Here is a 14,688-nt window from a genome sequence, read left to right as displayed (position 1 = left end):
TCCGCGCAACCATTCGCTCCAGTACGAGGAGACAAGGTGCGCGACAAGGGGATATCGGCGCTGTTCTGTGCCGGGTTCATGGCAGGCGCGGCGGTACTCGGCGGGGCCGTGCCCGCCGCCGCGCAGACGGACGGGAGCCAGGCCGCCGCGCCCGACATCCGGGATCGGCTGGAGAAGATACCCGGCATGAAGGTCGTCTCCGTGGCCGACAGGGAGGGCTACCCCCTCTACACGCTCACGTACGCCCAGCCCGTCGACCACGGCAACCCCCGCGCCGGCACCTTCACCCAGCGCGCCACGCTCTGGCACAAGGCCACGGACAAGCCGACCGTGCTCTACACCGGCGGCTACACCTTGGCGTCCAACACCACGGCCCTCACCAAGTTGATCGACGCCAACCAAGTCAGCGTCGAGCACCGCTACTTCGAGCAGTCACGGCCCTCGGGCCCGGCCGGCTCCGACTGGTCCAAGCTCACCGTCGAGCAGGAATCCGCCGACGAGCACCGCCTCACCCGGGCGCTGCGCGGCATCGAGAAGGGCAAGTGGCTGGGCACGGGCGCCAGCAAGGGCGGGATGACAGCGACGTACCACGAGCGTTTCTACCCCGACGACCTGGACGCGGTCGTCGCCTTCGTGGCCCCGAACGACGCGAACAACAAGGACGACAGCGGCTACGAGCGCTTTTTCAGGACGGTCGGCACGGCCGAATGCCGCAAGGCCCTGAACGCCGTGCAGCGCGAGATGCTGGTACGCCGCGAGGCGCTGCTCCCCAAGTTCGAGGCGGACGCCAAGGCCAACGGCGACACGTTCGAGGAGACGCTCGGCACCACCGACCGGGCCTACGAGTTCGCCGTGCTCGACCAGGTGTGGAACTTCTGGCAGAGCGGCACCGTCGACAACTGCCCGACCGTGCCCGACGCCGAGCAGGCGAGCGACGACGAGCTCTACGACTGGTCGAAGAAGCACGGCTTCAGCGTCTACCAGGACGAGTCCCTCGGCACGAACGGCACGGGCCCCTACTACCGTCAGGCCGCCACCCAACTCGGCTGGGCGGACCTGAAGTTCAAGCACCTCAAGGATGTCCGCCACTACCCGGACATCTACCAGCCCAACTCCGTCCTTCCCGAGGCGATGCGCGGCTCGTACAACAACCGGACCATCGCCGACGTGGACCGCTGGGTGAAGACCCGCGGCCAGCGGATGATGTTCATCTACGGCGAGAACGACCCGTGGAGCGCGGAGAAGTTCACCCCGAGCCACCGCGACTCCTACCGCTACGAGGTCCCCGGCTCCAACCACGGCGCCTCCATCGCCAAACTCCCGGCCGCCGACCAGGCCGAGGCCATCGCGACGATCAAGCGCTGGGCCGACGTGAAGTAGCCGCCACCGGTGGGGCCTTGAGCAGGGGCATGGCGATCAGCAGCCGTGCCCCCGCGAGGACCGGCAGCAGGACGCGGTAGTCGACTGTCTCGATCAGGGCCGCGCCCAGGGCGATGCCCAGCGCGGTCGGCGTGAACATCAAGGTGTTCGCGGTCGCCGCGGCGCGGCCCAGGAGGGCCTGCGGTGTCTCGCGCTGTACCGCCGTCATGCCCGCGATCAGCACGCAGGGCAGCCCGAGTCCGTTGGCGAGGCTGCCCGCCAGGGCCGTCCCGTCGTACGGCAGTGCGTGCAGGGCCGCGGCGATGGCGGTGAGCGCGATGCCCGCCCCGCCGAAGCGGCGTCCCCCGAAGCGCTGCAGCAGCGCGCCCGACGCGACGCCGACCGCGACCGAGCCGGCTCCCTGCACGACGTACAGCACGCCCGTGTACGCGGGGGAGTGGCCCAGTCCCTCCACGACCGCGTAGACGGCGGCCCCGCTGATCCCCGAGGTCAGCATGGTCAGACCGCCCGCGCGGATGAGGGGGCGCAGCTGCCGGCTGCCCCACAAGTAGCGGGCGCCTTCGGCTGTTCGGCCGCACCAGCTCTTCGTGGTGCGTGCGGGTGCGTCCTCCCGTACCCGCAGCAGCGTGAACATTCCGGCCGCCAGTACGAAGGTTGCGGCGTCCAGGAGCGCCACCCGGGCGCCTCCGTACGCGGCGAAGAGGCCTGCTCCGGCGAGCGGCGCGATCAGCTTCATGCCCTCGTTAGCCGACATCCGCAGACCGTTGAAGTCCCCCGTCAGGTCCCTGCCGACCGCCGACGTCACCAGCGCCGCCTCCGCCGCGTCAGTGATGGCGCCGCATGCCCCGTACAGGAAGAGCACGGCGTAGAGGATCCACAGTGTGTCCGGGGAGTCGACGAACAGGAGGGAGGTCAGCAGGGCGCCCAGGGCCAGGTTCACGCCGATGAGCAGGGGTTTGCGGCGGGTGCGGTCGGCGAACGTCCCCAGGAGGGGGCCGACCAGGGTCGGGGCCCAGAGCGCGAAGGTGCACAGGGCCGCCAGGCCGTCCGAGCCGGTCAGATCCTTGACCCAGACCCCGGCGACCAGCCACATCGCGGAGCTCCCGAAGCCGGAGACCACCACCGCCCCCAGGCAGAGACGCGCGTCGCGGTTGCGCAGGACGCGCGTGATCGTGGATGTCGCGGCAGGTGCGGCAGGTGTCATGGCAGGTGATGGTGGTTCTAAGTTCCCCGGCCCGGCATAGGGCAGGTGCGGTAGATCGGCCTCTCGGTTTCGGCGATGAGTTCCGGCGTCGGGGCCGGTCTACAGAGGCAGGACCGGCGGGGCCGGTCTACAGGGGCAGGACCGCGGTCCGTCGTGCGGGGCCGCCGAGAATCGGGAGCATTCATGACGGAGACGATCGACTTCGCGCCGCAGGCCCGGCTGGTGGCGGCCGTCGCGGAAGGCGTGAGCGACGAGCAGCTCGCGGGGCCCACGCCCTGTCCGGAGTACCGGGTGCGTCATCTCCTCGGTCATCTGGTCGGTCTGACCGCCGCGTTCCGGGACGCCGCGCGCAAGGACCTCGGGCCCCACCTCGACCAGGACCCGGGCAGCGCCGTGCCGGACCTCGACCCCGAGTGGCGTGCCGCCCTGCCGAAGCTGCTCGACGAGCTCGCGGAGGCGTGGCGCGACCCGGCCGCGTACGAGGGCATGACCCGGGCGGGCGGTGTCGATCTGCCGGGCGCCGTCGCCGGGGCCGTGGCCATGGACGAACTCGTGGTGCACGGATGGGACTTGGCGCGGGCGACGGGCCAGGCGTACGCACCCGACGAGGCGAGCCTGCGCGTGGCGCAGGGGCTGCTCACGCCCCAGGAGGGCGACGACTCCGGGAACAGCCTCTTCGGGTCCGTGGTGCCGGTGCCGGACGAGGCCCCGCTCCTCGACCGGGTGATCGGTCTCAGCGGGCGGGACCCGGGGTGGGCGCCGCCCGGGGCTTAGTCACCAGGCTTCCCCCCGGCTTCCTCCCGGCTTCCTCCGGATCAGGTATTGATCGGGTAAAGGGTCTCGCGGGGCAGCGTGTGATGCGCGTAGACAGTGCGCGTAGACACGCACTGACCTGCCCTGACTCTGATCCGGAGAGAACGCACCCATGCGCAAGTCCCTACGAACGGCGGGCATCGCCACCGCCTGCGCCGTCGCCGGCGCCGCGCTGTACGGCACCGGCGCCGCCACCGCCGACAACGCACCGGCGCGGCACACCGCCGAGCCGCAGAACATCGGCGTGCTCGTCGGCGAGATCGACGACTACTACGGCGCGTACCAGGACGCCGACGGCGTCTGGCGCTCCTCGCCCAAGAGCCCGTACGCCAAGGATCTGGCGCGCGTCCAGGCCAAGGCGAGGAAGGACATCCGAAAGGCCGCTGCGCACGTCGGCGGCCACGGCAAGAAGCCCGCGATCGTCCTCGACGTGGACGACACCGCGCTGCTCAGCTTCGACTACGAGAAGACCACCAACTACACGTACGACAACGCCACATGGGACGCGTACGTGAAGGCGGCCGAGCGCCCCGCCGTCTTCGGCATGCCCGAACTCGTCAAGTACGCCAAGAGCAAGGGCGTCGAGGTCTTCTTCCTGACCGGCCTGAGCGAGTCGCAGCGCGCGGGCGCCGTCACGAACCTCGCCAGGGCCGGGTACGACACGCAGCTGGACACCACGCACGTCTTCACCAAGAACAAGACGGCCCCGCCCGCCTATCTCAGCGGCTGCGCCACGCCCGCCAAGTGGGAGTGCACCACGGTGCAGTTCAAGGAGGGCACCCGCAAGCACATCGAGTCGCAGGGCTACAACATCGTCGGCAGCTTCGGTGACCAGGTCTCCGACCTCGCGGGCGGGTACGCGGACAAGACGTACAAGCTGCCGAATCCGACGTACTTCGTGGAGTAGACCGTCAGGTCCGGCGCTCGCGCCGTTGACCTCCGCGGGGTGCCGTCCCGCTCTGACCGGCACCCCGCGGCGGAACGCCGGTCCGCAGCGACAGCCGCAGCGCTAGCGCTTCAGCGCAGCCGACATCATCGACTTCGCGATCGGCGCCGCCAGGCCGTTGCCGCTGACCTCCGACCTCGCCGCGTCCGACGACTCGACGATGACGGCGACCGCGACCTCCTTGCCGTCGCTGCCCTTGGCGTACGACGTGAACCAGGCGTACGGCGTCTTGCTGTTGTTCTCGCCGTGCTGGGCCGTGCCCGTCTTGCCGCCCACGTCCGCGCCGCTGATCCGCGCGTTCGTGCCGGTGCCCTTCTCGACGACCGTCTCCATCGCGGACTGCAGCTGGCTCGCCGTGTCCTCGCTCATCACACGCTCGGAGTCCGCGTCGTCGAACGAGTCGAGCACATCGCCGTTCGAGTCGGTGATCTGGGACACCATGTGCGGCGAGACCAGCTCGCCGCCGTTGGCGATCGCGCCTGTGACCATGGACATCTGCAACGGCGTCGCCGTCACGTCGAACTGGCCGATGCCGGTCAGCGCCGTCTGGGCCTTGTCCATGTCGGAGGGGTAGACGCTCTCGGACGCGCGCACCGGCACGTCCAGCTTGTCCGTGTTGAAGCCCATCTTCTCGGCCATCGCCTTGACCTTGTCCTGGCCCAGGTCGACCGCCAGCTTCGCGAAGACGTTGTTGCACGAGTACTGGAGCGCCGTACGGATCGAGGCGTCCTCGCAGGGCGCGCTCGCGCTCTCGTTCTTCAGGACCGTCCGCGTGCCGGGCAGCGTGTACGGGTTCGGGCTGTCGGTCCCGGTGTCCGCCGAGCCGTAGAGCCCGTCCTCCAGGGCCGCCGCCGCGACGACCAGCTTGAACGTCGAACCGGGCGGAAGCGGCTGCCGCAGCGCGCGGTTGACCATCGGCTTCTCCTCGTCCTTCAGGAGCGCCTGCCACTCCTTGGAGTCCGTGGAACCGCTGATGTCCGAGGGGTCGTACGAGGGCGTCGAGACCAGGCCGAGGATCTTGCCCGTCTTCGGGTCGACGGCGACGGCCGCGCCCTTCTTGTCGCCGAGCGACTTGTACGCCGCCTTCTGCACCGCGGGGTCGATCGTCGTGATCACGTCACCCGGGTCGGCGCGCTTGTTGGTGAGCGTGTCCAGCGGGTTCTTCAGCCGCGTGTCGGTGCCGTCGAGGACGTCCTTGTAGATGCCCTCGAGCTGCGTGGCCCCGTACACCTGCGAGCTGTAGCCCGTGACGGACGAGTACAGGTCACCGTCCTTGTAGGTGCGCTTGTACTTGAGGTCGCCGCCCTTCGTCCGCTCGGAGCCGGTGACCGCGTCACCGCCCACGATGATGTCGCCCAGCGGGTTCGCGTACTGCTCGATCGCGTTGCGCCGGTTCAGCTTGTCGTCCGCGAGCGCCTTCGAGTCGTAGAACTGCACCCACGTCGCCCGCACCAGGAGGGCGAGCACGAGCAGCAGCGTGAAGACCGAGGCGTTCCTGATCGTCTTGTTCATCCCATAAAAGGACGAGCAGAGCGGACGTATTCGTTCCGTTCTGCCGGGTTTCTCAGAGATTCCTCATACTGCGGGCGGCGGATTCAGTCGGCGTTCATGAAACCCGCCTCGTACGCCGCGATCACCGCCTGCGTGCGGTCCCGCGTCCCCGTCTTGGCCAGCACCGACGCCACGTGCGTCTTCACCGTCGCCGGACCCACCCCCATCCGGCCTGCGATCTCCGCGTTCGTCAGGCCCGCCGCCATCAGCCGCAGCACCTCGCTCTCGCGCCCCGTCAGCCTCGCCACCCAGGCCGGCGGCGCGGGCTTCGCGCGCGCGTGCTCGGCGGCCAGGGCGCGCACCGCCGCGGGGAAGAGCAGCGAGTCACTGCGCGCCACGAGCCGAACCGCCTGTACGAGTGAGTCCGCGTCGGCCCGCTTGAGCAGGAACCCGGAGGCCCCCGCGCGCAGCGCCTCGTACACGTAGGAGTCGTTCTCGAAGGTCGTCACGACCACGATCCGCGGCGGGTCGGCCTGCGTCCGCAGGATCTGCTCGGTGGCCCGGATGCCGTCGATCTCCGGCATCCGTACGTCCATGAGCACCACGTCGGGCTGCGCCTCGCGCACGACGGACACCGCCTCCGCGCCGCTCGCCGCCTCGCCGACGACCTCCAGGTCGGGCTCGGCGGAGAGGATCACGCGCAGGGCGGTGCGGACCATGCGTTCGTCGTCGGCGAGCACGATGCGGATCGAGGGGGCTGCCGTCTCGGTCATGCGGGTCCCTTCAGGGGAAGTCGTACGTCCAGTCGCCAGCCGCCGTTCACCGGACCCGCCTCGGCGGTGCCGCCAAGGAGCCTGGCGCGGTCGGTGATGCCGCGAAGGCCGTGGCCACCGCCGGGGCGGGAGGCGGGGGCGCCGTCGGGCAGCGGGTTCTCGGCGACGATCTCCAGGTCGGTGCCGTCCAGGGCGATCCTCAGCGTCACCGGGGCGTCGGGGCCCGCGTGCCGCAGCGCGTTGCTCAGGCTCTCCTGGACGATGCGGTAGGCCTCGCGGGAGACCATCGGGGGCAGGGCGTCCGGTCCTTCGGGGCCGAGCTCGACCGTGGCCCGCACCCGCAGGCCGCCGGCCCGGGTGCGCTTGAGGAGCCCGTCGAGATCGGCGGAGAGGGTGGGGGCGGGAGCCGTCGGGCTCGCCTGACCGCCGCCCTCCCTCAACACGCCGAGCACCGCGTCGAGTTCACTCACCGTCCGCCGGGTCGTCTCCTCGATCGCGGCCAGCGCTTCACGGACGAACTCCGGGTCGCGGTCGAGGACCCTGCGGGCGGCGCTCGCCTGGAGCGTGACCGCGCTCAGGGCGTGGCCCACCGAGTCGTGCAGCTCCCTCGCGAGCCGGTTGCGTACGGCGAGGTCCGCCGCGCGCTGCTCGGCCGCCGCGAGCCGGTCGGCGGGCGAGGGCCCGAGGAGTTCGGGTGCCCAGCGCGCGAGCAGGCCCCCGGCCGCGGCGGCGCACCCCGCGAGCGCCACGAGGGAGAGGACCCCGATGACCGGGGCGAGCGCCAGCATCCAGCCTTCGCCGAAGACTTCGGGCATCCCGATCCGGCTGTCGCGCAGTGCCGCGGCGAACGGCAGCGCGATCAGGACCGCCGCGAACGGCGGCAGGGCGAGGGACATGCCGCTGATGACCCCGCCGAACCCGAGGTGCAGCGTGAACCAGGCGACGGTGCGGCCGCGCGCCTGCCGGGACCGCGCGGGCCCGTCGGCCAGCGTGTCGCCCGGTACGTCGCACAACGCGCGTACGGCGGCCACCGACATGGGTCGGGTGAGCGGGAAGAGCGCGGTGATCGCGGCCAGCGGCAACCCCACCGCGAACGCGGTGAGTTGGGAGGTGGGTGAGCCGAACACGTTGTCCTCGCCGAGCAGCGGCCCGACCACGACGGAGCCCACGAAGACGTACGGCATGGCGAGCGCGCCGCCCAGGATCAGATGGATCCAGCGGCGCCGCGTCCGCCGTCCGAACAGGGCCGGGAGGGCTGCCGCGAGCGTCCTCACGCCGGTTGCCGCGGGGCACGGACGGCCGCGCCCGCCCGCTCCTTGAAGAAGACCACCCCGAGGGTGGCCACCAGTGCCCCGACGATCATCTGGACAGAGTAGGTCAGGAGCATCGCCGCCGTCGGCTGCCGGGCGATGTCGTCCTCGCCGATGACCGAGGCGAACAGCAGCCAGCCACCCCAGCAGGCGACCGCGCCCGAGCCGAGCCAGGCCAGGGCGAGCGGCACCTTGACGGGCAGTGCGGGAGCCCGCCGGAAGGTGAGGAGCAGAGCGCCGGCGACCGCGGAGCAGAGGTAGATCATGTCCATCGCTTCGAGGACGTAGAAGTCGGTCGTGCGCTCATCGACGCGCGCCTCGCTGAGACCGGCCGTGGAGCCGGTGACCCAGAGCAGGTGCATGACCAGGGGTGCGAGGGCGAGGATGGCGGCGGTGCCGAGGGCCTGTCTCATGCGCCCAGCCTTCCGGCGGGGGGACCCGGGCACCTCCTGCCCGGCGATGATCCGGGTCCGCCGTGCGGGGGAGGGGCCGGAATTGGTCAGCCCGTCCGGCGTTTGAGGACGAACTCGGCGGAGCCGGTGATCGACGGTGCGCGAGGCTCCTACGCCAGCACCAACACCGCCTCGTCGATCTCCTCGCCCCGCGCATGCGCGAAGCCCCGCGCGGCGGCGGTCACCCGAAAGCCGCACTTCTCCAGCACCCGCAGGGACCCCGCGTTGTCCGCTGCCGCCCGCGCGTACAGCGGGCGCTCCGGCACCTCCGCGAGGAGGGCCCGCAGGGCGGCCGTGGCCAGCCCCCGGCCCCAGTAATAGCGGTCGATCCAGTACGTGACCTCCCGCTCGCCCGGCTCCCCGTACACCGCCGCGCTGCCCACCACGTCGCCGTCCGCGAGGACCGTGCGGGCGACGACGTCGTCCGACTCCCGAAGGCCCTTCCAGTGGGCCTCGAAGAGCGTCCAGTCGGACGTCTTCGGAGAGGTGAACGCGGCCACGTGGTTCGACTCGGGATCGTTCATCTGCCGGTAGAAGACCGGGAGATCACTGTCGTGCACCGCTCGCAGACTGACATCCATGCTCATCGTGTTCCTGCTCGGGCTCTCCATGCTCAGAGCCTACGAGTCGCCAGTGTCAGCCGGTCCCGCGCGTCGAACAGCGCGTCCTTCACCATCTGTTCGTGCGCCGGCGTCAGCCGCGCAACCGGCACGGAGCAGCTGATCGCGTCCCGCGCGGGCGTGCGGTACGGGATCGCGACGCCGAAGCAGCGCAGGCCGAGCGTGTTCTCCTCGCGGTCGACGGCGAAGCCCTGCTCGCGGACCGTGCGCAGCTCCTCGATCAGCTTCTCGCGGTCGGTGATCGTGTGCTCGGTCAGCGCGGGCAGCGTCTCGGGGAGCATCTTGCGGACCTGCTCGTCGGTGTGGGTGGCGAGGAGCGCCTTGCCCAGCGACGTCGAGTGCGCGGGGAGGCGGCGGCCCACCCGCGTGAAGGGCCGCAGGTAGTGCTGCGACTGGCGCGTGGCGAGGTACACGACGTTCGTGCCGTCGAGCCGTGCCAGGTGGATCGTCTCCGTGGTGTCGTCCGAGAGGCGGTCGAGCGTGGGACGCGCCGCCGCCACCACCTCGTCACCGTCGATGTACGAGGTGCCGACGAGGAGCGCCCGTACCCCGATCCCGTACCGCGTGCCCGTCGCGTCCGTCTCGACCCAGCCGAGCTCCACCAGCGTACGAAGGAGCATGTACAGGCTGGACTTGGGATACCCGACGGCTTCCTGGACGGCGGCCAAAGAGTGCATTCCGGGGCGTCCCGCGAAATACTCGAGCAACTCAACCGTCCGCACAGCGGACTTGACCTGTGCCCCGCCAGTCTCGCCAGCCGACATCGCCCTTGACCCCTTAGTTCGACGAGAAATAGTCTCCGAAGTCTCCGCTATTCATCACCGGAGACAGCGTTCAGCATATCGAACAGCCCAGGTGGGTGGCAGCACATCTGTGGCATCACCTCTGGAGGACCCCGCGGTGGCAGCAGCACCAGTCTGGAGTGTCGACCCCCGAACCGGGAAGCAGCGCGAACAGGTTGCGGTCGAAGCCACAGTCGAAGAGGTGGATCAGGCGGTACGTGCCGCGCTGACCGCCAAGGACGCCCTCGCCGACCGCGCCGTGCGCGCCGCCTTCCTGCGCTCCGCGGCCGAACTGCTCGACGGGGCGAAGGATCACCTGGTGGAGGCCGCGGACGCGGAGACCGCGCTCGGTCCCGTCCGGCTCACCGGTGAACTCGCCCGCACCTGCTACCAGTTGCGGGCCTTCGCGGACGTCGTCGACGAGGGCGGTTTCCTCGGCGTCGTCATCGACCACCCCGACAGCAGCGCCACGCCACCCATCCCGGACCTGCGGCGCTACAAGATCCCGCTGGGCGTCGTGGCCGTCTACTCCGCGTCCAACTTCCCGTTCGCCTTCTCCGTACCCGGCGGCGACACCGCGAGCGCGCTCGCCGCGGGCTGCCCCGTGGTCGTCAAGGCGCACCCGGACCACCCGGCCACCTCCGAGCTTGTGGCGTCGACGCTGCGCCGGGCCGCGGCCCTGCACGGCATCCCCGAGGGCGTCGTCGGCCTCGTGCACGGCTTCGACGCGGGCGTCGAGCTCGTCAAGCACCCGCTTGTGTCCGGCGCGGGCTTCACCGGCTCGATCCGCGGCGGCCGCGCCCTCTTCGACGCGGCGGCGGCCCGCCCCGTGCCGATTCCCTTCCACGGAGAGCTCGGCTCCCTCAACCCGGTCGTCGTGACCGAGGCGGCGGCGGTCGAGCGCGCGGAGGAGATCGGAGCGGGCCTCGCGGGTTCGATGACGCTCGGCGTCGGCCAGTTCTGCGTCAAGCCTGGCCTGGTCTTCGCTCCGGCGGGCGCGGGCGGCGACCGGTTCATCAAATCCCTGACCGAGGCGGTCAGCGACACCGAGGCGGGGGTGCTCCTCGACCACCGGATGCGGGACAACTTCGTGGCGGGCGTACGCGAGCGCGGTCAACTGCCGGACGTGGACGCGCCGGTGACGCCGGGTGCGGGCAGCGAGCACACGGTGAGCGCGGGCTTCCTGACGGTCCCCGCGGCGAAGCTCGCCACCGAGGGTGAGCACGACCTGCTCCTGGAGGAGTGCTTCGGCCCGGTGACGGTCGTCGCGCGCTACGAGGACGACGCGGAGATCACCGCCGCCCTCACCCGGCTCTCCGGCAACCTCACGGCCACGGTGCAGCTGTCCGCCGAGGAGGCTGCGGGCGAGGGGCGCGGGGCCGCGCTGCTCGCCGAACTGACGCCGCTGGCCGGGCGCGTGCTGGTCAACGGATGGCCGACCGGGGTCGCGGTGGCGCCCGCGCAGCACCACGGCGGGCCCTATCCCGCGACGACGTCCACCTCGACCTCCGTCGGTGGTACGGCGATCGAGCGCTGGCTGCGTCCCGTCGCCTACCAGAACACGCCCGCCGCGCTGCTGCCGCCCGAGCTGCGGGACGAGAACCCGCTGGGGCTCCCGCGCCGCTACGACGGGCGCCTGGAACACTGACGCCCATGGACGTCAACATCCCCGAACTGCCCTTTCCCTTGCGCACGTACGGCCCCGACGGCAACTGGTCGTACGAGGACGGGGTGCTCACCGGCTGGGCGGGCGCCCGGCAGGACCGCTTCGTGCCGCCGACGGGCGAGGCGCTCGACCCCGCGTCGGACGCGCCTCGCCTCCTCGGGGCGCCCGAGGGGGACTTCCAGCTGATCGCGCGGGTGACGGTCGGTTTCGCGGCGACGTTCGACGCGGGCGTCCTGTACCTGCACGTGGGCGACCGGGAGTGGGCCAAGCTCTGCCTGGAGCGGTCGCCGGACGAGGCGACGGTCTGCACGGTCGTCACCCGCGGCCGCTCCGACGACGCGAACGCGTTCGTGGTGGACGGCAGCAGCGTCTGGCTCCGGATCAGCCGCACGGGCTCGGCGTTCGCCTTCCACGCCTCCCTGGACGGGAAGCACTGGACGTTCGTCCGGATCTTCTCCCTGGGCGAGGAGAAGGCGGCGGGTGCGGCTCTGGTGGGGTTCATGGCGCAGTCGCCCGTGGGGGAGGGGTGTGTGGTGACGTACGAGGGGATCGAGTTCCGCCCGAACTGGCCCCGGGGCCTCAGGGACGGCTCCTAGCACCCTGCGGGGTGGGCGCCGGTCCCGGGGCTCCGCCCCGGACCCCGCTCCTCAAGCGCCGGAGGGGCTATCTTTCCCGCCCACCCACCCGATTGCCCCGCGGTTGGAAGGACGAGCTCGGCAAGGGGCGGGGTTGGGGAGAATTCAGCGTCCCCGTCGCAGACCCAGCGTCGCCACCCCCGAAGCCGCCAGCAACCCCGCCGCGATCAACAGGCTCACCCGCATCCCGGAGACGAAGTCCCCGGCCAACAGGCCCCCGAAGGCGGCGATTCCCAGGCCTCCCGACACCTGCCGGGCCGCGTTGAGGACCCCCGCGGCAAGACCGGCCCGGTCAGCGGGCACCGCCTCCATCATCGCCGCCGTGAGCGGCGGGATCGTCAGGGCGCAGCCCAGGGCCAGCGGCACCATCAGGAACGCGAGGCCGACGGCGGGTGTCGACGCGTCGGCGAACAGCAGGGCCAGCAAGCCCAGGACCGCCACCGCCTGCCCCACCAGCATCGGCACCCGCGGCCCGACCCGCGCCGCCAGCTTGCCCGCCGCGACGTTCGTGACCGCGATGAGCCCGGTCATCGGCAGGAACATCAGCCCGGCCCACAGCGCCGAACGCCCCTGCACCTCCTGGAAGAAGAGGCTGAAGACGAAGACGAGACCGTAGAAGGCGACGCTGCACGCGGCCCCGGCCGCGACGGTGATCGCGACCGTCCGGTCGCGGAAGAGACCGAGCGGCACCACCGGGTGCGCCTGCCGCGCCTCCGTCCACAGGAACACCGCGCCCGCCGCCACCGCGACGACCAGGGCGAACAGACCCGTCGTACCGCCCTCGATCACCGCGAACGTCAGGGCCGTCAGCGTCAGGACCGCGAGCAACTGGCCCGGCACGTCCAGCGGCGCGGGCCGCCGCTCCGAGCGCGGCGAACGCAGCAGCAAGGCCAGCGCAACCGCGCCCAGCGGGACGTTGATGAAGAAGATGCCGCTCCAGTCCCACGCGGTGGTCAGCGCGCCGCCCGCGACCGGGCCGAGCGCCACCGCCACCGAACCGCCCGCCGCCCACAGGGCCACCGCACGCGCCCGCCTGGCCGCGTCGGAATACGCCTGGCGCACCAGAGAGAGCGAGGCGGGCAGGACCACCGCGGCCGCCACTCCCTGCACCACCCGGGCGCCGGTCAGCACGGGCAACGAAGGCGCGAACCCGCAGGCCACCGAAGCGGCCGTGAACACCGTGATGCCGATCGCGTACGCCCGGGTCGCGCCGATCCGGTCGGAGAGCGCGCCGGTGGAGAGCATCAGGGCGGCGAAGGCGAGGGTGTAGGCGTCCACGACCCACTGGAGGCCGGACATGCCGCCGCCCAGGGAGTCGCCGATCGCGGGCAGCGCCACGTTCACCACGGAGGCGTCGAGCGTGATCAGGGCGAAGCCGAGCATGGCGGCCGTGAGCGTGAGGCCGGGGGAGACGCGGCGGCCCCTGCCGGGCGTGGGGCAAGGGGTCGGCGTGGGAGCCGGGGGTGTCAACTGCGCCGCGGCGCTGGAGCCTTCGGTGAGGTTGTTCGTTGCCATGCCCATGAGTCTGCGGACGGCGGCGTGACTACAGTAGTGGCCTGAATGCCATACCTCCGGAGGTTCTGGCCATGTCCCGCCCTAAGTCCGAGCGCTCGCCCCACCGGCCCCACCGCGTCGCCGTCATCGCGCCCTCGCCCGTATCGATGTTCAACCTCGCGATCCCCGAGATGCTCTTCGAGAAGGTCGAGGTGGCCGGCGGGCCCGGCTACGAGGTGGTCGTCTGCACCCCGCAGCCCGGCACCATCGCCACCACCGGTGGACTCAGCCTCCAGGTGGAGCACGGGCTAGATGCCGTGCGCGACGCCGACACCCTCCTCGTCGCGGGCACCGGACACCGCTACGCACCCGACCCGCGGACCGTCGCCGCCGTCCGCGAGGCCGCCGCAGCGGGCCGGCGCACCGCCTCCATCTGCAGCGGCGCCTTTGTACTCGCCGAGGCGGGCCTGCTCGACGGGCGCAGCGCCACCACGTACTGGCAGCTCGCCGAGGAACTGCGCAGCCGCTACCCCGCGCTCGATCTCAAGGGCGACGTCCTGTACGTGGAGGACGGGCAGGTCATGACGTCCTCCGGGTACGCCGCCGGGATCGACCTGTGCCTGCACATCATCCGCGCCGACTACGGGGCGGCCGTCGCCAACCAAGTGGCCAGGGCCGCGCTCGTCGCCCCCGTACGGCCCGGTGGCCAGACCCAGTTCACCCAGACCCCGCTCCCGCCCGAGCGCGGCAACGCCTGCGCCGACACCCGGGGCTGGGCCATGCGCCACCTCGACGAGCCGCTCACGCTCACCGACCTCGCCCGGCAGGCGGGCGTGAGCGTGCGCACCCTCACCCGCCGCTTCCACGCGGAGAGTGGCGTGAGCCCGCTGCAGTGGCTGCTCCACCAGCGCATCGAGCGGGCCAAGGAGCTCCTGGAGACGACCTCGCTCTCCATGGACCGGGTGGCGCGGGCCTGCGGGCTCGGCACCGCCGACTCGCTCCGCGGCCACCTGGTGCGCCGCACCGGTCTCACGCCCAGCGCCTACCGCGCCCAGTTCAGCCACATCGGAACTCAAAGCTCCCGGAAGACGTCTATCGCAGCGTGATCCACTCAGCACTCCC

General features: G+C 71.5%; 14 protein-coding genes. 6 read left to right on the top strand and 8 right to left on the bottom strand.

Annotated elements, in window-relative coordinates; translation table 11 throughout:
- The first annotated feature begins 36 nt into the window (after window positions 1-36).
- Window positions 37-1,380 (top strand): S28 family serine protease, encoded by a 1,344-nt coding sequence (locus tag ABXJ52_RS08560; RefSeq protein WP_367040608.1) that lies wholly within the window; start codon window positions 37-39, stop codon window positions 1,378-1,380.
- Here the strand turns inward: ABXJ52_RS08560 and ABXJ52_RS08555 are convergent.
- On the bottom strand, window positions 1,355-2,584 hold the full coding sequence (locus ABXJ52_RS08555; protein WP_367040607.1) for an MFS transporter: 1,230 nt from the start codon (window positions 2,582-2,584) through the stop codon (window positions 1,355-1,357). The genes ABXJ52_RS08560 and ABXJ52_RS08555 overlap by 26 nt on opposite strands.
- A gap of 183 nt (window positions 2,585-2,767) precedes the next feature.
- Here ABXJ52_RS08555 and ABXJ52_RS08550 point away from each other — a divergent pair, with 183 nt between their 5' ends.
- Complete coding sequence (locus tag ABXJ52_RS08550) at window positions 2,768-3,358, top strand: TIGR03086 family metal-binding protein (RefSeq protein WP_367040606.1); 591 nt, start codon at window positions 2,768-2,770, stop codon at window positions 3,356-3,358.
- A gap of 151 nt (window positions 3,359-3,509) precedes the next feature.
- A complete protein-coding gene (locus ABXJ52_RS08545) occupies window positions 3,510-4,304 on the top strand; it encodes an HAD family acid phosphatase (RefSeq protein WP_367040605.1) in 795 nt (264 codons plus the stop codon).
- Window positions 4,305-4,406: 102 nt separating this feature from the next.
- Here ABXJ52_RS08545 and ABXJ52_RS08540 read toward each other — a convergent pair whose 3' ends face one another.
- From ABXJ52_RS08540 to ABXJ52_RS08515, 6 genes are all read right to left on the bottom strand, one after another.
- On the bottom strand, window positions 4,407-5,855 hold the full coding sequence (locus ABXJ52_RS08540; protein ID WP_367040604.1) for a penicillin-binding transpeptidase domain-containing protein: 1,449 nt from the start codon (window positions 5,853-5,855) through the stop codon (window positions 4,407-4,409).
- An 83-nt stretch (window positions 5,856-5,938) separates the two neighbouring features.
- On the bottom strand, window positions 5,939-6,607 hold the full coding sequence (locus ABXJ52_RS08535) for a response regulator transcription factor (protein WP_367040603.1): 669 nt from the start codon (window positions 6,605-6,607) through the stop codon (window positions 5,939-5,941).
- Window positions 6,604-7,881: a histidine kinase gene (locus ABXJ52_RS08530; protein ID WP_367040601.1), complete on the bottom strand. Its 1,278-nt coding sequence runs from the start codon at window positions 7,879-7,881 to the stop codon at window positions 6,604-6,606. Before ABXJ52_RS08530 ends, ABXJ52_RS08535 begins: the two co-directional genes overlap by 4 nt.
- Window positions 7,878-8,330 carry a hypothetical protein gene (locus tag ABXJ52_RS08525; RefSeq protein ID WP_367040600.1) on the bottom strand — a complete coding sequence of 151 codons (453 nt, stop codon included), beginning with the start codon at window positions 8,328-8,330 and terminating at the stop codon, window positions 7,878-7,880. Before ABXJ52_RS08525 ends, ABXJ52_RS08530 begins: the two co-directional genes overlap by 4 nt.
- Before the next feature lie 149 nt (window positions 8,331-8,479).
- Window positions 8,480-8,950 carry a GNAT family N-acetyltransferase gene (locus tag ABXJ52_RS08520; RefSeq protein WP_367048905.1) on the bottom strand — a complete coding sequence of 157 codons (471 nt, stop codon included), beginning with the start codon at window positions 8,948-8,950 and terminating at the stop codon, window positions 8,480-8,482.
- A 32-nt stretch (window positions 8,951-8,982) separates the two neighbouring features.
- The gene (locus ABXJ52_RS08515) at window positions 8,983-9,753 is read right to left on the bottom strand and encodes an IclR family transcriptional regulator (protein WP_160504308.1); all 771 of its coding nucleotides are present in this window, start codon (window positions 9,751-9,753) and stop codon (window positions 8,983-8,985) included.
- Between the two features lie 136 nt (window positions 9,754-9,889).
- Between ABXJ52_RS08515 and ABXJ52_RS08510 the strand changes: the two genes are divergently transcribed.
- Complete coding sequence (locus ABXJ52_RS08510) at window positions 9,890-11,419, top strand: aldehyde dehydrogenase (NADP(+)) (protein WP_367040596.1); 1,530 nt, start codon at window positions 9,890-9,892, stop codon at window positions 11,417-11,419.
- A gap of 5 nt (window positions 11,420-11,424) precedes the next feature.
- Complete coding sequence (locus tag ABXJ52_RS08505) at window positions 11,425-12,033, top strand: DUF1349 domain-containing protein (RefSeq protein WP_367040595.1); 609 nt, start codon at window positions 11,425-11,427, stop codon at window positions 12,031-12,033.
- Between the two features lie 144 nt (window positions 12,034-12,177).
- Here ABXJ52_RS08505 and ABXJ52_RS08500 read toward each other — a convergent pair whose 3' ends face one another.
- Window positions 12,178-13,587 carry an MFS transporter gene (locus tag ABXJ52_RS08500; RefSeq protein WP_367040593.1) on the bottom strand — a complete coding sequence of 470 codons (1,410 nt, stop codon included), beginning with the start codon at window positions 13,585-13,587 and terminating at the stop codon, window positions 12,178-12,180.
- A gap of 71 nt (window positions 13,588-13,658) precedes the next feature.
- On the opposite strand from ABXJ52_RS08500, the gene ABXJ52_RS08495 reads away from it, so the two are divergent.
- A complete protein-coding gene (locus tag ABXJ52_RS08495; protein ID WP_367040591.1) occupies window positions 13,659-14,672 on the top strand; it encodes a helix-turn-helix domain-containing protein in 1,014 nt (337 codons plus the stop codon).
- Window positions 14,673-14,688 lie beyond the last annotated feature (16 nt).

Source organism: Streptomyces sp. Je 1-332, from assembly GCF_040730185.1.
GTDB lineage: Bacteria > Actinomycetota > Actinomycetes > Streptomycetales > Streptomycetaceae > Streptomyces.
This window is presented reverse-complemented; position numbering and strand designations above follow the sequence as displayed.